General features: G+C 72.0%; 19 protein-coding genes. 5 read left to right on the top strand and 14 right to left on the bottom strand.

The window, feature by feature from the left end; all coding sequences use genetic code 11:
* Nucleotides 1-106: 106 nt before the first annotated feature.
* From ACIPLC_RS32965 to clpS, 7 genes are all read right to left on the bottom strand, one after another.
* On the bottom strand, nt 107-1,075 hold the full coding sequence (locus tag ACIPLC_RS32965; protein ID WP_363583759.1) for a cysteine synthase: 969 nt from the start codon (nt 1,073-1,075) through the stop codon (nt 107-109).
* 79 nt (nt 1,076-1,154) lie between these two features.
* On the bottom strand, nt 1,155-1,433 hold the full coding sequence (locus ACIPLC_RS32960) for a MoaD/ThiS family protein (protein WP_196952340.1): 279 nt from the start codon (nt 1,431-1,433) through the stop codon (nt 1,155-1,157).
* A gap of 115 nt (nt 1,434-1,548) precedes the next feature.
* Nucleotides 1,549-1,668, bottom strand: a complete 120-nt coding sequence (locus ACIPLC_RS32955) for a putative leader peptide (protein WP_347878546.1) — start codon at nt 1,666-1,668, stop codon at nt 1,549-1,551.
* Between the two features lie 139 nt (nt 1,669-1,807).
* Complete coding sequence (locus tag ACIPLC_RS32950; protein WP_400476705.1) at nt 1,808-2,239, bottom strand: Mov34/MPN/PAD-1 family protein; 432 nt, start codon at nt 2,237-2,239, stop codon at nt 1,808-1,810.
* Between the two features lie 124 nt (nt 2,240-2,363).
* Nucleotides 2,364-3,806: an amino acid permease gene (locus ACIPLC_RS32945; RefSeq protein WP_400476704.1), complete on the bottom strand. Its 1,443-nt coding sequence runs from the start codon at nt 3,804-3,806 to the stop codon at nt 2,364-2,366.
* A 187-nt stretch (nt 3,807-3,993) separates the two neighbouring features.
* Nucleotides 3,994-4,566, bottom strand: a complete 573-nt coding sequence (locus ACIPLC_RS32940; RefSeq protein ID WP_400476703.1) for a DUF2017 domain-containing protein — start codon at nt 4,564-4,566, stop codon at nt 3,994-3,996.
* Between the two features lie 178 nt (nt 4,567-4,744).
* Complete coding sequence (gene clpS, locus ACIPLC_RS32935) at nt 4,745-5,038, bottom strand: ATP-dependent Clp protease adapter ClpS (RefSeq protein ID WP_063351371.1); 294 nt, start codon at nt 5,036-5,038, stop codon at nt 4,745-4,747.
* Between the two features lie 141 nt (nt 5,039-5,179).
* Between clpS and ACIPLC_RS32930 the strand changes: the two genes are divergently transcribed.
* Complete coding sequence (locus tag ACIPLC_RS32930) at nt 5,180-6,496, top strand: nicotinate phosphoribosyltransferase (protein ID WP_400476702.1); 1,317 nt, start codon at nt 5,180-5,182, stop codon at nt 6,494-6,496.
* A gap of 250 nt (nt 6,497-6,746) precedes the next feature.
* Nucleotides 6,747-7,337 carry an isochorismatase family protein gene (locus ACIPLC_RS32925; RefSeq protein ID WP_400476701.1) on the top strand — a complete coding sequence of 197 codons (591 nt, stop codon included), beginning with the start codon at nt 6,747-6,749 and terminating at the stop codon, nt 7,335-7,337.
* A 123-nt stretch (nt 7,338-7,460) separates the two neighbouring features.
* On the opposite strand, the gene ACIPLC_RS32920 is transcribed toward ACIPLC_RS32925, so the two are convergent.
* Complete coding sequence (locus ACIPLC_RS32920; RefSeq protein ID WP_400476700.1) at nt 7,461-8,468, bottom strand: hypothetical protein; 1,008 nt, start codon at nt 8,466-8,468, stop codon at nt 7,461-7,463.
* A 256-nt stretch (nt 8,469-8,724) separates the two neighbouring features.
* Here ACIPLC_RS32920 and ACIPLC_RS32915 point away from each other — a divergent pair, with 256 nt between their 5' ends.
* Complete coding sequence (locus ACIPLC_RS32915; RefSeq protein ID WP_400476699.1) at nt 8,725-9,330, top strand: hypothetical protein; 606 nt, start codon at nt 8,725-8,727, stop codon at nt 9,328-9,330.
* A 675-nt stretch (nt 9,331-10,005) separates the two neighbouring features.
* Nucleotides 10,006-10,446, top strand: a complete 441-nt coding sequence (locus ACIPLC_RS32910) for a hypothetical protein (protein ID WP_400476698.1) — start codon at nt 10,006-10,008, stop codon at nt 10,444-10,446.
* 6 nt (nt 10,447-10,452) lie between these two features.
* On the opposite strand, the gene ACIPLC_RS32905 is transcribed toward ACIPLC_RS32910, so the two are convergent.
* The 5 genes from ACIPLC_RS32905 to ACIPLC_RS32885 all read right to left on the bottom strand — a co-directional run bounded on the left by ACIPLC_RS32905 (nt 10,453) and on the right by ACIPLC_RS32885 (nt 15,195).
* Entirely contained in the window at nt 10,453-10,905 is a 453-nt protein-coding gene (locus tag ACIPLC_RS32905; RefSeq protein ID WP_400476697.1) for a DinB family protein, read from the bottom strand.
* A 202-nt stretch (nt 10,906-11,107) separates the two neighbouring features.
* Nucleotides 11,108-12,298 (bottom strand): type VII secretion-associated serine protease mycosin, encoded by a 1,191-nt coding sequence (mycP, locus tag ACIPLC_RS32900; RefSeq protein ID WP_400476696.1) that lies wholly within the window; start codon nt 12,296-12,298, stop codon nt 11,108-11,110.
* Nucleotides 12,299-12,435: 137 nt separating this feature from the next.
* Nucleotides 12,436-13,875 (bottom strand): WXG100 family type VII secretion target, encoded by a 1,440-nt coding sequence (locus ACIPLC_RS32895; RefSeq protein WP_400476695.1) that lies wholly within the window; start codon nt 13,873-13,875, stop codon nt 12,436-12,438.
* A gap of 44 nt (nt 13,876-13,919) precedes the next feature.
* Nucleotides 13,920-14,366 (bottom strand): hypothetical protein, encoded by a 447-nt coding sequence (locus ACIPLC_RS32890; protein WP_400476694.1) that lies wholly within the window; start codon nt 14,364-14,366, stop codon nt 13,920-13,922.
* A 97-nt stretch (nt 14,367-14,463) separates the two neighbouring features.
* Nucleotides 14,464-15,195 carry an endonuclease V gene (locus ACIPLC_RS32885; protein ID WP_400476693.1) on the bottom strand — a complete coding sequence of 244 codons (732 nt, stop codon included), beginning with the start codon at nt 15,193-15,195 and terminating at the stop codon, nt 14,464-14,466.
* A 203-nt stretch (nt 15,196-15,398) separates the two neighbouring features.
* Between ACIPLC_RS32885 and ACIPLC_RS32880 the strand changes: the two genes are divergently transcribed.
* Nucleotides 15,399-15,641, top strand: a complete 243-nt coding sequence (locus ACIPLC_RS32880; RefSeq protein WP_400476692.1) for a hypothetical protein — start codon at nt 15,399-15,401, stop codon at nt 15,639-15,641.
* A 42-nt stretch (nt 15,642-15,683) separates the two neighbouring features.
* On the opposite strand, the gene ACIPLC_RS32875 is transcribed toward ACIPLC_RS32880, so the two are convergent.
* Nucleotides 15,684-16,439 carry an RDD family protein gene (locus tag ACIPLC_RS32875; RefSeq protein WP_400476691.1) on the bottom strand — a complete coding sequence of 252 codons (756 nt, stop codon included), beginning with the start codon at nt 16,437-16,439 and terminating at the stop codon, nt 15,684-15,686.
* Nucleotides 16,440-16,543 lie beyond the last annotated feature (104 nt).

Below are 16,543 nucleotides of genomic sequence, written 5' to 3'. Positions count from 1 at the left end.
CCTTATCCAACTCCCCAGGTGTCACACACCATCAACGCGGCACAGCCCCGCAGGACACGCCACCAGCGCGTACACCTGACCAAGCACTACTAGGGCCTCCAGGGCCTCAGGCCCAGAGCTGGCCCTGCAGCGCCTCGACGGCCGCCTCGGTGGTCTCCGCCGTGTAGATGCCGGTGGACAGGTACTTCCAGCCGCCGTCGGCGACCACGAACACGATGTCGGCGCGCTCCCCGGCCGCCGCGGCCTTGCGGCCGACGCCGATCGCGGCGTGCAGGATCGCCCCGGTCGAGACGCCCGCGAAGATGCCCTCCTGCTGGAGGAGTTCGCGGGTGCGGCGGACGGCGTCCGCGGAGCCGACCGAGAAGCGGGTGGTGAGCACGGCGGCGTCGTACAGCTCGGGGACGAAGCCCTCGTCAAGGTTGCGCAGCCCGTACACCAGGTCGTCGTAGCGGGGTTCGGCGGCGACGATCCGCACGCCGGGGACCTTCTCGCGCAGGTAGCGGCCGACGCCCATCAGGGTGCCGGTGGTGCCGAGGCCGGCCACGAAGTGGGTGACGGTCGGCAGGTCGGCGAGGATCTCGGGGCCGGTGGTGGCGTAGTGGGCGCCCGCGTTGTCGGGGTTGCCGTACTGGTAGAGCATGACCCAGTCCGGGTGCTCGGCGGCGATCTCCTTGGCGATCCGGACGGCGGTGTTGGAGCCGCCGGCGGCCGGGGAGGGGATGATCTCGGCGCCCCACATGCGGAGCAGTTCGCGCCGTTCCTCGCTGGTGTTCTCGGGCATCACGCAGACCATCCGGTAGCCCTTGAGCTTGGCGGCCATGGCGAGCGAGATGCCGGTGTTGCCGCTGGTGGGTTCCAGGATGGTGCAGCCGGGGGTGAGCCGGCCCGCGGCCTCGGCGCGCTCGATCATGTGCAGCGCCGGGCGGTCCTTGATGGAGCCGGTGGGGTTGCGGTCCTCCAGCTTGGCCCAGAGCGTCACCTGCCCGTCGGTGTTGCCGGGGACGGCGGCGGACAGCCGCGGCAGGCGCACCAGCGGGGTGTTGCCGACGGCTTCGAGCGGGCTGTCGTAACGCAAGGGAGGCCTCCGGCCACGGCGGTGAGGGTGCGGAAGGACGCCCTCCCGCCCGCCGCGGGGCGGGCGGGAGGGCGGGAGGTCAGCGGGCTCCGCCGGCCACGGCGGGCAGGATGGTGACGCTGTCGCCGTCGGCGAGGGCGGTCGAGATGCCCTCCAGGAAGCGGACGTCCTCGTCGTTCAGGTAGACGTTGACGAAGCGGCGCAGCTCGCCGCCCTCGACCAGGCGGGCGGCGATGCCCGGGTGGCGGGCGTCGAGGTCGGTGAAGAGTTCCCCGAGGTTGCTGCCGGTGCCCTCGACGGCCTTGGCGCCGTCGGTGTAGGTGCGGAGGATGGTCGGGATGCGGACCTCGATGGCCATGGGTGCGCTCCTGTGCGGGTCGTGGGGTGGGTGGGCCGCGGCGGGCGCGGCGGGGAGGGTGGTCCCGGGGCCCGGCGTCGCCGGCAGGAGGTGGGCCCGGGTGGGGCGGGGCGGCTCAGCGCGAGCGCGCGGGCGTGCCGGGACAGATCGCACTGGCGAGCCGGCACAGGTCGACGTGCAGGCGCGCCACGAGGCGGGTGCCCGGGGCCTGGTTGCTCACATCGACGGAACGCATGGGCTCATCGTATAGATTCCCCGGCCCGCTCCTCCATGCCCGTCTCGGGATCCGGATGTTCCCGTTTCTCGGGCTGAGACGACACGGGCCCGCCGACCGCTCGCGGGCGCTCGGCGGGCCGCGCCCAGGTGGGTGCCGGTCAGGCCGGGTGGGCCTCGACGACCTGGACGTCTTCCTCCGTGATCTCGCCGTCCACGATGCGGAACGAGCGGAACTGGAACGGGTCGTCCGCGCCGTTGCCCTCGGCGGTGGAGACCAGGACGTAGTGGGCGAACGGCTCGGAGGCGTAGCTCACGTCGGTGCGCGAGGGGTAGGCCTCGGTGGCGGTGTGCGAGTGGTAGACGATCACCGGCTCCTCGTCGCGGTCGTCCATCTCGCGGTAGAGCTTGAGCAGGTCGCCCGAGTCGAACTCGTAGAAGGTGGGCGAGCGGGCCGCGTTGAGCATCGGGATGAACCGCTCGGGCCGTCCGCTGCCGGCCGGTCCGGCGACCACGCCGCAGGCCTCGTCCGGGTGGTCGGCGCGGGCGTGGGCCACGATCCGGTCGCGGAGTTCTCGGGTGATGGTCAGCATGCGGTCAGGATAGCCACGCCCCGATGGGTGTCCGCCGGGGCGTCCGAGGCCCGGTCACCGGGTGTCCGCCACCCGGGCGCGGCGGTCCGGACCCGGCGGTCCGGGCCCGGGCGGGCGGGCCGGTTCAGCCGCCGTCGCGCGCGTGCAGGTGGTCGTGGGCGACGCCGTGGGCGGCCCGCGGGTTGCGGCGCTTGAGCACCTGGTAGCCGATCACCAGCAGCACGGCCCAGCACGGGAAGACGTACAGCGAGATCCGGTTGTCCACGTCGAACCCGATCAGCACCACGACCAGGACGAGGAAGGCGAGCGCGGCCCAGCTGGTCCAGGCGCCGCCGGGGGCCTTGAAGGTGGGCGGCGGCAGGTGGCCGGCCCGCCAGGCCCGGCGGTAGCGGATCTGGCAGATCAGGATCATCGCCCAGGTCCACAGACCGCAGACGGTGGCGACGGAGGTGATGTACTCGAACGCCTTGGCCGGGACGAGGTAGTTGAGCACCACGCCGGCGCCCATCAGCAGGCAGGAGACGGTGATCGCGAAGGCCGGGGTGCGGCGGGTGTTGAGCTTGGTGAGCTGGCCCGGGGCCTGGCCGCGCAGGGCGAGGTCGCGCAGCATGCGGCCGGTGGAGTACATGCCGGAGTTGCAGGAGGAGAGCGCGGCGGTGAGCACCACGAAGTTGATGATGCCGGCCGCGGCCGGGATGCCGATCTTGCCGAAGGCGGCGACGAACGGGCTGACGCCGGGCTGGAACTCGGTCCACGGCACGAGCGAGAGGATGATCACCAGGGAGCCGATGTAGAACAGCATGATGCGCCAGGGCAGGGTGTTGATGGCGCGCGGCAGGGTCTTCTCGGGGTTCTCGCTCTCCCCGGCGGTGACGCCGACGAGTTCGACGCCCAGGTAGGCGAACATGACGATCTGCAGCGTCATCACGGTGGCGCCGATCCCCTTGGGGAAGAAGCCGCCGTCCTGCCAGAGGTGGGTGATCGACGCGGTGTCACCGGCCTTGCTGAAGCCGAGGGTGAGCACCCCGATGCCGATCAGGATCATGCCGATGATGGCGGTGACCTTGACCATCGAGAACCAGAACTCGATCTCGCCGAACAGCTTCACCGAGATCAGGTTGGCCCCGTAGAGGATCACCAGGAAGGTCAGCGCGCTGATCCACTGCGGGATGTCAGGCGCCCAGAACCTCACGTACACGGCGGCGGCGGTGGTCTCCGCCATGCCGGTGACCACCCAGAACAGCCAGTACGTCCAACCGGTCACGTAGCCGGCGAAGGGGCCGAGGAACTCGCGTGCGTACTCGGCGAAGCTGCCGGAGACCGGGCGGTAGGTGAGGAGTTCGCCGAGGGCGCGCATGATCGCGAAGATCACCACGCCGGCGACGGCGTAGGAGAGGATCAGGCTCGGGCCGGACCTGGAGATCGCGGTGCCCGCACCGAGGAAGAGGCCGGTGCCGATGGCACCGCCGATCGCGATCATCTGGATCTGGCGGCTTCCCAGCCCCCGGTGGTAGCCCTCCTCGTCCGGTTTCGAGTCGACCACGTCGTCGTACAGCTGCTCGGCCATGGTGCACCGTCCTGGGTGGGTCTCGTGGGGTGGAGAAGTCGTACCACGCAGGGTTCGGACAGCGGTGTTCGTCTGAGCGTTATTTGAGCATGACCTGCTAGGTTTTGCCCGATTTACCAGGAGATGCCCCGGTCATCCGTCCACATACTGGACGAATCGACCAGGGCTTGCCCGAGAGCGGTCAGGATCAGTCCGCGATCGCCTCCAGGAGCGTCTCCTGGAGCGCCCCCAGCCAGACGTACGCCATCACCAGCGGCTTGCGGTCGTCCTCGTCCGGCAGCTCGTAGAGCTCCTCGTCGTCCTCGCTGACCTCCAGCTGGACGCCCAGGGTCAGCCGCAGGTCGTTGAGCGCGCCCAGCCAGCGCAGGCAGTCGGCGGGGTCCAGCTTGACCACCCCGCCCTCGCCGCCGAGCCGGTCGAGCATCCGGACGACGTGCAGCGCGTCCTCGCGCTTGCGGGCCCGCAGGTCCACCTCGGTGTAGCGGCGGAACTCTCCCGAGGCGGCCCGGCTCTCCGGGTCCTCCGGCGCGGCCGGGTCGCCGTAGGCGTCCGGGAGGAGCCGGGCGAGCATCGGATTGGCCGGCGCCTCGGTCGGGCCCTCGGCGAACAGCGCGGCCAGCGGATCGCCGCCGTCCCCGCCCGGGCCGGGCCCGATCAGCTGCAGGATCCCCACCTCCAGGGAGCGCAGGATGGAGGCCTCCAGCTCGTCCAGCGCGATCGTCGCACTTCCGCCGCCGGCACTCTCGAACAACCCAGCCATGTCTATCGGTCAGCCCGTCTTCGTCGTCTCGGGTGGGGTACCGGCTCCGCGGCCGCGGTCGGTCGCGCAGCAGTCCGCCGCGCGAGGGGCCGCCACACCGTGGTCAGCCGTCCTGTGGTCAGCCGCACTGCGGCCGATCGCACTGCGGCCGATCGCGCTGCGGTCAGTCGTGCTGCGGTCAGTCGTGCTGCAGCGTCGCCCAGAGGCCGTAGCCGTGCATCGCCTGGACGTCGCGTTCCATCTCCTCGCGGGAGCCGCTGGAGACCACCGTCCGCCCCTTGGTGTGCACCTCCATCATCAGCTTCCTGGCCTTGTCCTTCGGGTAGCCGAAGTAGGCCTGGAAGACGTACTGGACGTAGCTCATCAGGTTCACCGGGTCGTTGTGCACGATGGTCACCCAGGGCGTGTCCGGCTCCACCACCGGTAGTCCTTCGACCTCCGGGCGCTCGATCTCCACGGGCGCGACACTCACCGCCGGGTCCTCCTCGCTGCGCAGTCCGTCCACGCCTCTTCTGCCCCATGCTGCCATCCGGGGGACCCCCGGGCGATTCCGGCCCGGCCCGCACCACGAGAAATCGTCACTCTGACGCTAAGTGGTAGTAGCATCATCCGCATGGACGCCACTTCAGTGCGCGCGGCCGGTTCGACCGCGCTCCTCACCGACCGCTACGAGCTCACCATGCTGCAGGCCGCCCTGCGCAGCGGGGCCGCGGACCGCCGCTCCGTGTTCGAGGTGTTCACCCGCCGCCTGCCCGGCGGCCGCCGCTACGGCGTCATGGCCGGCACCGGCCGGGTGCTCGACGCCATCGAGAACTTCCGCTTCACCACCCCCCAGCTCGACTGGCTGGCCGGCCAGGGCGTGATCGACGACGACACCCTGCACTACCTCGCCGACTACCGCTTCGCCGGCGACGTCCACGGCTACCCCGAGGGCGAGGTCTACTTCCCCGGCTCGCCGCTGCTCACCGTCGAGGGCAGCTTCGCCGAGGCGGTGATCCTGGAGACGGTGATCCTCTCGATCCTCAACCACGACTCGGCGATCGCGGCCGCCGCCTCCCGGATGACCGCCGCCGCCGGCGGTCGCCCGGTGATCGAGATGGGCGCCCGGCGTGCCCACGAGCAGGCCGCCGTCGCCGCCGCCCGGGCCGCGTACGTGGCCGGCTTCGCCGCCACCTCCGACCTGGAGGCCGGCTTCACCCACGGCATCCCGACCACCGGCACCGCCGCCCACGCCTTCACCCTCGTCCACGACAGCGAGCGGGACGCCTTCCGCGCGCAGATCGCCTCCATGGGCAAGGGCACCACCCTCTTGGTCGACACCTTCGACCTGCGCGAGGCCGTCCGCACCGCCGTCGAGGTGGCCGGCCCCGAACTGGGCGCCGTCCGGATCGACTCCGGCGACCTCACCCTGCTGGCCCACCGGGTCCGCCGTCAGCTGGACGACCTCGGCGCCACGAAGACCCGGATCATCGTCACCTCCGACCTCGACGAGTACGCCATCGCCGCGCTCGCCGCCGCCCCGGTGGACGGCTACGGCGTCGGCACCAGCCTGGTCACCGGCAGCGGCCACCCGACCTGCGCGATGGTCTACAAGCTGGTCGCCCGCGCCGAGACCGCGGACGGGCCGCTGGTGCCGGTGGCCAAGCGCGCGGCCGGCGGCAAGACCAGCATCGGCGGCCGCAAGTGGGCCGCCCGACGGCCCGACGCCGACGGCGTCGCCGAGGCCGAGGTGGTCGGCACCGGAACGGTCCCGGCCGACCTGGAGCCGCACCTGATGCAGGTGCCGCTGGTGCGGGCCGGCCGGACCGTCGGCCGCGAACCGCTCACCGCCGCCCGCGAACGGCACGTCCGGGCCCGGGCCGCGCTGCCGCTGTCGGCCACCCAGCTCTCCAAGGGCGACCCGGTCCTGCCGACCGAACTCGTCCTCTGACCCCGCCCGGCCGACCGACGCGAACCGGCGGACGGCTCCCGGGGCCCGCCCCGGGAGCCGTCGCCACCCAGGCGGGAGCTCGAAGACGGCCCCAAGCCTTCCGCCCCCGCGCGCCACTCCCTAGAGTCAGCCGTAGAGTTCCCCCGGAGCTCCCCGAGAACCCCCCGAGCCCCGCCGCGGGCCGAGTATCCCGAGGGCTCCCCCGCCGGGGCGCCACCACGGCCGCCCCCCACATCCGAGGATGCGAGCCATGCACCGGGCACTGATCGTCGTCGACGTGCAGAACGACTTCTGCGAGGGCGGCAGCCTGGCCGTCGCCGGCGGCGCCGAGGTGGCCGCCGCCATCACCGACCTGATCGCCGAGTCCTCCCCCGGCTACCAGCACATCCTCGCCACCCGCGACCACCACATCGACCCGGGCGACCACTTCTCCACCGACCCCGACTACGTGACCAGCTGGCCGGTGCACTGCGTGGCCGGCACCGAAGGCGTGGGCTTCCACCCCAACTTCGCCCCGGCCGTCATCTCCGGCGCGGTCGAGGCGGTCTTCGACAAGGGCGCCTACTCGGCGGCGTACAGCGGCTTCGAGGGGCTGGACGAGAACAACCGCGGCCCGGTGGAGTGGCTGCGCGAACGGCAGGTCGACGAGATCGACGTGGTCGGCATCGCCACCGACCACTGCGTCCGGGCCACCGCCCTGGACGCCGCCCGGGCCGGCTTCACCACCCGCGTCCTGCTCGACCTCACCGCCGGGGTCGCACCGGCGACCACCTCCGCCGCGCTCGCCGAACTGCGGGCCGCCGGGGTCGAGTTGGTCGGCACCCCGGTGGTACGGGCGTAGCCCTGGCGCTGTGCGGGCGCCGCGCGGGAGCGACGCGGGGCCTGGTGAGGGCCTGATGCGGGCCTGGTGCGGGCCCCGGTGCGGGCTCAGCCCTGGCCCTGCGCGGGCGGATCCGGCCAAGACCTAACCGACCATCAACTCCACCACGTCCGAGCCGCCCACCCGGTGGGCCTCGCGCAGTTCGGCGCCGACCGCGTCCCGGTCGGCCGCGAGCCGGGCACCGGAGACGTACACCACCCGGATCCCCAGGTACTCCATCCGGTGCTGGCCGCCGCGCACCCAGGCGGCCTCGCCCTCGCTGACGCAGCGCAGGTCCGGGTCCACCTCCACCGCGACGCCCTGCTCCGGCCAGTAGAGGTCGGGGACGGCGATGTACGTGCCGCCACGCATCCGCAGCTCGGGGCCGACCAGCGGGACGGGCAGCAGGCACTCGTCCACCAGTTCGCCGACCCGGTCCATGACGAAGTCCCGTTCACCGGCCAGCAGTTCGTCCAGGGCCGCCCGCACCCGGGGTTCGCCGGTCAGCCCGGACTCGGTCAGCTCGGTCGCCAACTCCCGGACTGTGCAGGGATCGTCGGGGCGGGCGACGGCCTCGCGCAGCACCTCCCGCACCGGCACCGGGGCGCAGTCCTCCTCCGTCGTCCACTCGCACAGCGCGTCCGCGACCGCCCGGGCGACCGGCGCACAGGCCAGGCCGTGCACCGAGCGGGCCACCAACTCCCGTTCGGTGCGCCGGATCCGCACCTCCCCGGCGTCCTTCAGCCGGCGCTGGCGGGGCACCAGGACATCCACCCCGGTCACCGCCGGCAGCCGGGGCACCGCGGCGAAGCCGTACAGTGCGAGCGCGGCCGCGCCGGTGATCACCGCGCCCTCGCGGCGGCCCTCCTCCCGGCCGTTCTGCGCCGCGTACAGCAGGGCGGCCCACATCCGCTGCTCCGGGGTCGGCCCGTCGGACTGCAACAGGTACACCCGGGGCAGCAGCCGCTGCCAGGGCCCGCCGCGACGGCAGTGTTCGGTGACGATCCGGGCCGGCACGCCCCGGGCGCGCAACTGGCTCGCGGTGACGACGTTCTGTTGACGCTTCGCCAGCTCCTCCAGGGACGGCGGCGGCGTGGGAATCCGGTAGCTCATGCGGACACCATCCCCAACCGCTCCGACCCGCCACCGGCCACCTGACGCACTGTTACCCAACCGTCGCGAAACCGGGATCAGCCCGCACTAAAGTCCCCATACCCTCACTCAATCGGAGTAATTGACGGTCGTCAGGTTGTCATATCTGATCGAAAGCGATCGCCCACCAGGCCGCCTGACCCAGAGTGACCAAAGGCATACGCCGGGAGACCCTCCAGGCGTCAAACCCGCCCCGGGAATTGCCTAGGCTTGCGTCATGTCACGTGACGAGACCGCCGGCCTCCGCGCGGCCCAGCTCCGCCTTGGCCGCCTGCCCGGATACGTCCGCCGCCCGGACCCGGCCCGCCGCAGCGGCGAACAGGGCCATACGTACAAGAAGGGCTGGGAGGTCCGCTTCACCGCCCGCAGCGAGGCCGAGATAGCCGAGATCCGCGACCTCGTGGTCGCCGCCGGGTTCGCCCCGGCCAGACCCTTCTTCAAAGGCCACCAACTCATCCAGCCGGTCTACGGCATGGCTGCCGTCCAGGCTTACCTGGCCGCGAGACAGGCGGCCGAGGAACACGCCGCCCGCACCGCACTCGGCCGCCGCCGACGAACCGCCGGCGGACACCCCGCCACCGGACACCCCTCCAGCGGACACCCCGTCAGTGGGCGCCCCGCCACCGGGCACCCCACCGGCGCCGCACACCGGTGCGAACGCGAGGAGGCCGCCGACGGGGCCGCCGCGGCGACTGCGGCCGCAGCTGCCACCGCCGCCCAACTCACCCGGCGGCGGGCCATCGAATCCTTCCCCGCCCAGGTCGAACGGGGCAACGCCGTCGACGACCGCCTCTCCCCGACGGAGGCCCGACCGAAGCCCTGACGACAGACCACCCCACCCGCGCCTCGGCCCCCGGGCCGGACGGCCCCAGGCCGCCGGGGCGTGGCCGATGTGCACGGTGGCGGCCGGCAGGCGCGGGACCGCCCGGACCGGCGCCTGCTCCGCCGCCTCAGCCACCCGGTGCGCCGCCGCCACGGCGAGCGCACCGTCCACACCGGCACGTCACCGGCACGTCCACCACCACACCCGCCGGCGCGCCCCCGGCGGAGGCCCCCACGACGCCGTCCGGCCGCTCCGTGGCGCCGTCCACCCGCTCCGTGGCGCCACGCCGGTGCAGGCGCGATCGAAGGTGTGGTTGCGCGGATGGTTGTGCGGCCGCGGCTTCGCGCCGTGGGCGTGGACGCCAGCCTCCATAAGCCCTACGGTGGCACATCAACCGTCTTGCAACCACACCCCTCCTGCACCCCCTGACCAGCCGCGACGTGCTCGCAACTACGCCCCCCACGCCACTGCGCCACCCTTCCCCACCGATCCCCCGCCCGGCCGCCCCACCACCGCTGCACCACCGCGCCCCACCGGTCGACACCGGAACCGGCCGAGCGGCGGCGGGTTCCGGGCATTCAATCCGATTGGTAACCCAGCGCACCGAGGGCATATCGTAGAGTGAGCGCAGATGATCCACCGTCAGCCGTCCATCTCCCTTTCCGAGAAGCCGAGATGACCAACCGTCACGCGAGTTCCGCCGAGCCGCCCCCGAGGCCCGGCGAGCCGGAGGACGTACCACTGGAGTTCGCCGCCTTCTGCGAACTCCACCGCCCCCGGTACCTCAGCTACGCCCGGGTCTGGCTGACCGAGCACAGCGCCGCGGCCACCGCCGTCCAACAGGCGTTCGCCGAAATCGCCGTCCAATGGCGCGAGTTGCTGGGCAGCTCCAACCCCACCGCGAACGCCTGGCAGATCCTGCGCAGCACCGTCGCCGACCACACCCGGCACGTGCCCGCCACCCCGGACCGCCATCCCGCCGACGACGACCTGGCGATCCTGCACTACGTCGTCGGCTTGGCCGCCCCCGAGATCGCCGACGTCATCGGCACCGACACCGCCAGCGTCGCCGGCCGGCTCCGGCGCACCATGCTGCGGGAGGCCTCCGGCTGGTGAGTCCCCTCAGACCCGCACACCCGTCACATCGAACAAGTGATGCACCGGGTCATGGATCAGATAGCGGGCGAACGACTCCACCGTGAACCGCGCCCCGTCACTACGGCCCCCGGTCCGCCGCCACTGCTCGCCCGCCACCCGCTCGAACGCCGCCGCCAACGCCGCCGCGGCCTCCGTCAACTCCCCGGCCACCACCGCCGGCACCTGCTCCCCGTACCGCTCGGCGACCGCCGTCTCGTCCTGATCCCAGTTCGGGAACAGCGGACCGTCCTCGTCCAGCATCAGATCCACCCGGACCCGGAACAACCGGAACACGTCCCGGACATGGCACGCGTACTCCAGCCCCGACCACACCCCCGGCCGCGGCCGCCGACGCACCCCCTCCTCGTCCCCGGCCAACAGCGCCGACCAGCCCTCGGCATTGGCCCGGACCATCCCCGCGACGTCCTCCGGCACCACCGCCGGGACGTCCAACCCACACTCCGGACACGGGCGTTCCAACACCCACGTCCAGTCCTTGCCATCCGGAACGACCACACCCGCCGGATCCACGCCACGCTCAGAAGCACTCATGGCCCCAGCATGGCCACCCCGCCACCCGCCCCACCAGCGGCAAGGACGCCAACCGCCACCAAAATACTGCCACCCCCGCCCTCACCCCTCACCCGAACGGCGGCCGCCCAGCCCCCTCAGCCACCCGCCTCCGCCGGGCCCGCACCCCCCACACCACGACCACCACCACCCCGCCGACCAGCACCCCCCACAACGCCACCCCCACCGCGACCCCGACCCCGAACCAGCCACCCCCGCCGGCCCCGCCGGCCCCAGCCGCGGGCACCACGGCCTCCCCACTCGGCTGCTCCGTCACCCCCTCCACCGGAGCCCCCTGCGACTCCCCCCGCCCCACCAGCGGATTCTCCCGAGGCCCGCTGTCCACAACCGGATTCGCCTCCAACGCCTTCGCGGGCGCAAGAACCCCGAAGCCATACCTGCTCCCCGGCACCGCCGACCCGTCCCCCGGCGCCGCAGCAGTCCTGATCATCCGATTGATCACCTGCCCAGCCGACAGCTCCGGATACTTCGCACGGATCAACGCGGCGGTGGCGGAGACGTAGGCGGTGGCATCCGAAGTGCCGTTGCCCACGCCGTAGCTCGACGAGGACTTGGCCGTGGCCTGGTAGATCTCCACACCGGGCGCGGCGAGTGTCGTCTCGGCACCCGGAGTCGAACGGTCCCAAACGCTCCCCGTGGAATCCACAGCCGCCACCGCCACCACTCCGGGGAAGGCCGCCGGGTACTGGACACCGCTCAGGTTGGCGCCGTTGTTTCCTGTGGCGGCGACCAGCACGACATCTTTGGAGACCGCGTAGTTGACGGCTTCGCGTGCCGGGGAATCGGACCTCGACGTCCCCCCGACCGACATGTTGACGACCTTCGCACCGTGATCCACGGCAAAGCGGATCGCCTCGGCGAGGCCGTTCCGCTGGAGATCCGGATTCTCGCCGTCGGTCCGTACCTTCACTGGCAGGATCTTCGCTTTCGGCGCCAAGCCCATGACCCCTGCCTGAGCGCCGTGCCCGTGCCCCGCGATCAGGCTCGCCATCGCGGTGCCATGGCCGTCGCCGTCGGTGCGGCCGTCCGTGTTCGTGCCGGAGAAGTCACCCCCCGGAAGAACCTGCCCGGTGAGGTCCTGGTGGTCCTGGTTGACCCCGCTGTCGACCAGGCCGACGATCACGCCCTCGCCCTGGCTGACAGTCCAGACTTTCGTCTCGGCCTCGAAGGTCTTCAGGGCCCACTGCTCGTCTCTGATCTGATCCGCCGATGCCGTCGGTGCCGCGACGCTCCAGATCAATGCCCCGGCGGCAAGGGCCGCTGTACCACGTGCCAACCGGCGGCTCGTCAAACCTGGTCACCCCACTCAGCGAGGCGTCCCGCAGATCACCGATCTGCGGGACGCGATCAGATCACCCATCCGATTCAGGACTGGGCTCATTCCACCACGTTCGGATTGGCGGGCTTGTCCGACGCCCAGGTCTCCTCGTCCTCGACGAGGTAGTCGGGCCGCCGACCGCCCTTCTCCCGGTCCTTCTTGTGCCGTTGCGCGCCGGTGAGCGGCATGCCAGGAGCCATGCCGCCTGGGCCGCCAACACCGGGTTCCCCCCTGAGCCGGTTCCGGGCTCCTAGGCCGGAACCGCCTTCCGTGAAAGCCTCTTTGTCACGCATTCCCTCGACCGGCCGCGCCGTCCCGCCGACGATCCCACCGGGTCGGCCCGTAGGCCCACCCATCGGCCGGGCGCCAGAACCACCTCGGTCCCCGCTTCCCCCACCCGGATAAGGTCCACCGGCACCAGTCGCCCGGCCGCCGACCGGCCCGGGGCCGCCCGCCGGATTCGCACCGTCCGGGAGTTCCCGACCGCCAAATCCGACCTTGGCCTGACCGGTGCCGGGGCCAACCGGTAGACCGACTGCGGCCGGGCCTGCGGGATTGGAGATCCCCTGCCCGCCATTGCTACCCGGGAGGCTGCCCGCAACGCCACCGGGCGGCACAACACCCGCTCCGGAGGTCTGGGTCCCTGGAACGGTGGTAGTGGCCATAGCCCCGTTAGGGAGGACCACCAGCGTGCCAGCGATGCCCACGCCGGGGCCGTAGTTCACCGAACCCTGGGCCTTCGGCGGGGTCTGCGCCGTGCCACCCTTGATCCCCGAATCGGTCGGAACAGACACACTCCTCGACGCGGAGCGGGCCGGCATCGCCGGTTCGGAAGACTTCGGGTTCCGCGGTGGTGGGCTACTCGTCACCCGCCCTGACGTTCCCGCGACACCGATCGAGGTGCCCGACATCATCGCGCTCGCCACCGCCGCCGTCCCGGTCGGATCGTCCTGTGGCGTCACATCGCGTGTCTCGCCCGACTTCTGCAACGGTGACAGGTTCTGTGGCGGCTTCAGCGCCGGGGTGGCGATGCGGTAGTGCATGGCGAGGGTTTGCATGACGGTGGCGGCTTCGGCTTTTCGGCGGTCGGCGACGGGGATGTGTTCGTCGTCGCCGCCGAAGACGGAGGAGACTCCGTCGCCGACGGTGTCCTTGACCTTTTCCCAGGTGCTGGGTTCCTCGGGCATGTCGCGTTTGGCCTTGGCGATGGCCTCGGACATGTTGTGGAGGGTGTTGGCCGCGTCGTTGGCGTACGAGGCCGCGTTGTTGATGCTGTCGGCGAGGTGGAGCATGCGGGTGTGGAAGGCGTCGCTGGTGGTGCCTTCCCAGGTGACGGCGGCTTCGGTGCTGGCGCGGGTGAGGGTGGCGCGGATGGCTTTGAGGGTGTCGGCGGCGTGGCGCCAGGGGTCGCCGGCGGCCATGACTTCGCCGGGGTTGAGGGCCTGGGCCATGGTGCGGAGTTGGGCGTGGCTGTAGCTGGTGAAGTCGGTGTAGGCCATGGGGTGTTCGCCTCCGTTCGGGCTCGGCCGGTGGGCGCCGGGGGTCAAGGGGCGGGTGTGCTGCCGCCGGGGGCGGGTGGGGCGACGGTGTGCTCGCAAGCCACCTTGCTGCTGGCGGAGGGGTTGGCGACGGACCAGCCGTCGTCGCCGAGTTTGAGTTTCTTCGCGGTGTGCCGGTCGTGTTCTTCGTAGTTGGTGGCGGTGAGTTCGGCGTTCTTCTGGGCTTCGTCGACGGCTTGTTGGAGTTGGTTGAGGACATCGCGAAGGCCGTCGCGCATGGTGTTGTAGCGGCTGTGGATCTCGGTGGCTTCGGCGAAGGTGCCGAAGGCGGTTCTGCCGATGCCGCTGCTTCCGTGGGTGGCGGCGCCGTCGGCGTGGCGTTGGAAATCGGCGAGCAGGAGCCGGACTTGGGCGGCGAAGGCGCGGAGTTGTTCGACCTCGACGCGGTAGCCCCGGCCGGCGCCTCCGGTTGTGCCGGTTCCTGTTGCCACTTCGGCGCCTCCCCCGTGCGTCCGTGGGTCGCTGTCGGGGTTGGGCCCCGGTGTCTCATGTCTAACACACGGGGCCCGAATTCCGCCTGGTACCTGTTCAGTTCGCAGGCGTCCTCGCATGGAGGGCGTCGGCGAGGGCGCGGCGGCAGAGGGAGTCGGCGTGCCGGGTGGTTTCGGGGAGCCGGTAGTGGGGCGCGAGTTGGAGGGTGGTGCGGACGGCGGTGTCGAGGCTGATGCGGTGGCCGATGGAGACGTAGACGGGTTTGACGCCGGGCCGGGTGCGGAGGGCGCGGCCGACCTCTTCGCCGGTGGCGGGGTCGGTGAGCGGGGTGGTGGCGCCGCGGGGGGTGTCGGGGTCGTGGTGGTGGAAGGTGAAGGGGGTTTTGGCGACGCCGAGGGTGCGCAGGCCGGTGAGGACGCCGAGGTGGCTGGCGAGGCCGAGACGGCGGGGGTGGGCGAGGCCGTAGCCGTCGCAGACGACGGTGTCGGGGGTGCGGGTGAGGGCGGCGAGGGCGTCGAGGACGGCGGGGAGTTCGCGGAAGGCGAGCAGTCCGGGGGTGTAGGGGAAGGGGATGCGGCCGACGGCGGTGGCCTGTTCGACGACGGCGAGGGTGTCGTGGTCGAGGAGGACGGCTGCGGCGGCGACGAGGTCGTGCTCGTCGTCGTAGGCGACGTCGACGCCGGCGATGAGCCGCCCGACGCCACCATCGGAGCCTCCGGAGTCGTCGGAGGCACCGGGGTCGTCGTGGGTCCGGACGAGGGGGCGCAGGCGTTCCTGTTCGGCGAGTGCCTGGGCTTCGGTGGTGGGCCAGTCGGCGGGGATGGGCACGGGTGTTCCCCCGGGGTGGGTGGGGCGGACACGGTCGGGTTCACCGTACCGAGGGGGCGAACGACCCCGGGGTGAGCCTGTGCGCCCCCTGTGCCCCCGGTCCGGCGGGTTAGCCTGGACTTACCGAACTCCCTTGCCGGGCAGTGCTTCTGGGACCGGCACCATTCCCGCTCGTTTCCCCCGACGTGCGAAGGACCCCCGCCATGCCGCGTCCGTCCGCTGCCCAGTACTGCCTCGGCTCGTTCACCGTCGTCGCCGCCACGGTGGCACTGCTGGCCGTTTCGGGCGCCTCGGGCGTCCTGGAGGTCGCGGTGCTGGTGGGGTTCGCGCTGGCGCTCGGCACCGTGGTGACGGTGTTGTCGCTCGCCGCGTCCGGCAGGTCGGCCGCGAGGGCGGGGGCCGCTGCCCCGACCCCGGCCGGACGCGAGTACGCCCGGCAGCGCTAGCAACGCTAGTCCGCCGCCGGGCGTCGCGGCCCGCTTGGCCGGTCAGTCGGTGGTGACCACCACGGTCTTCGCGGCCTTGTCGTGGATGCACTGCCGGTAGGGCTTGTCGAAGACGCCGAACATCCCGTCGATGATCCACCAGAGGGCGGCGCAGCAGATCACGGCCGGGAGGATGTAGACGGCCGCGCGGGTCCAGGCGGCGGCCTGGGTGGGCTTGTTGCCGTCGATCAGCATGGCGACGCGGACGTGCATCGCCTTCTTGCCGAGGGTCTGGCCGTCCCGGCTGAGCATCAGGCCCTCGTAGAGAAGGTAGATGGCGCAACCGAGCCAGAATGCGCCGACCTCGCCGGAGCGGTCGCCGAAGTCGGCGAAGGGGGCCACCACGATCAGGGCGACGACCTGGACGAGGAGGTAGTCGATCAGGCGGGCGAGGATGCGCCTGGGCCAGCTGCCGATCGGCGGCATCCCGGGAACGGGGCCGCCGCCGGGGGTTCCGTAGCCGGCGGGGCCGTAGCCGGGCGGGGGCTGGTCGTAGGGGTTCTGGCCGTAGGGGGCCTGGCCGGGCTGGCTCTGGCCGTAGGTCGGGCCGCCGTAGGTGCCGCCGTACGCGCCGGGGCCGTCGGCCGGACTGCCGGGGGTGCCGTCGGACGGACCGCCGGTGGGCGGCGGGGCAGGGGAAGGGTTCGGGTCCGACGGGCGGCCTTCCGGCGTGCCGCCACCCGGCTGCGGGGACTGCTTGTCGAAGGAGGGCTGGCCGCCCCCCTCCGGCTGGGGGCCTGAGGGGTCGTGAGTGCTCATCCCTCGAGTAGAACATCACACATTCTTGCAATTTGGGACATTCTGTCCGTTTTGCCGCCCAGTCGAGAAGAGCGCCTCCGGGCCGGGGAGGCGGCCTCCGCACT

Origin of the sequence: Kitasatospora sp. NPDC086801 (assembly GCF_044745805.1) — a bacterium.
GTDB lineage: Bacteria > Actinomycetota > Actinomycetes > Streptomycetales > Streptomycetaceae > Kitasatospora.
This window is presented reverse-complemented; position numbering and strand designations above follow the sequence as displayed.

What these genes read in the sequence shown, in the direction of transcription:
- ACIPLC_RS32960 (WP_196952340.1), bottom strand. Translation starts at nt 1,433, where the DNA reads ATGGCCATCGAGGTCCGCATCCCGACCATCCTCCGCACCTACACCGAC.
- ACIPLC_RS32955 (WP_347878546.1), bottom strand. Translation starts at nt 1,668, where the DNA reads ATGCGTTCCGTCGATGTGAGCAACCAGGCCCCGGGCACCCGCCTCGTG.
- ACIPLC_RS32950 (WP_400476705.1), bottom strand. Translation starts at nt 2,239, where the DNA reads ATGCTGACCATCACCCGAGAACTCCGCGACCGGATCGTGGCCCACGCC.
- ACIPLC_RS32945 (WP_400476704.1), bottom strand. Translation starts at nt 3,806, where the DNA reads ATGGCCGAGCAGCTGTACGACGACGTGGTCGACTCGAAACCGGACGAG.
- ACIPLC_RS32940 (WP_400476703.1), bottom strand. Translation starts at nt 4,566, where the DNA reads ATGGCTGGGTTGTTCGAGAGTGCCGGCGGCGGAAGTGCGACGATCGCG.
- ACIPLC_RS32930 (WP_400476702.1), top strand. Translation starts at nt 5,180, where the DNA reads ATGGACGCCACTTCAGTGCGCGCGGCCGGTTCGACCGCGCTCCTCACC.
- ACIPLC_RS32925 (WP_400476701.1), top strand. Translation starts at nt 6,747, where the DNA reads ATGCACCGGGCACTGATCGTCGTCGACGTGCAGAACGACTTCTGCGAG.
- ACIPLC_RS32920 (WP_400476700.1), bottom strand. Translation starts at nt 8,468, where the DNA reads ATGAGCTACCGGATTCCCACGCCGCCGCCGTCCCTGGAGGAGCTGGCG.
- ACIPLC_RS32915 (WP_400476699.1), top strand. Translation starts at nt 8,725, where the DNA reads ATGTCACGTGACGAGACCGCCGGCCTCCGCGCGGCCCAGCTCCGCCTT.
- ACIPLC_RS32910 (WP_400476698.1), top strand. Translation starts at nt 10,006, where the DNA reads ATGACCAACCGTCACGCGAGTTCCGCCGAGCCGCCCCCGAGGCCCGGC.
- ACIPLC_RS32895 (WP_400476695.1), bottom strand. Translation starts at nt 13,875, where the DNA reads ATGGCCTACACCGACTTCACCAGCTACAGCCACGCCCAACTCCGCACC.
- ACIPLC_RS32880 (WP_400476692.1), top strand. Translation starts at nt 15,399, where the DNA reads ATGCCGCGTCCGTCCGCTGCCCAGTACTGCCTCGGCTCGTTCACCGTC.
- ACIPLC_RS32875 (WP_400476691.1), bottom strand. Translation starts at nt 16,439, where the DNA reads ATGAGCACTCACGACCCCTCAGGCCCCCAGCCGGAGGGGGGCGGCCAG.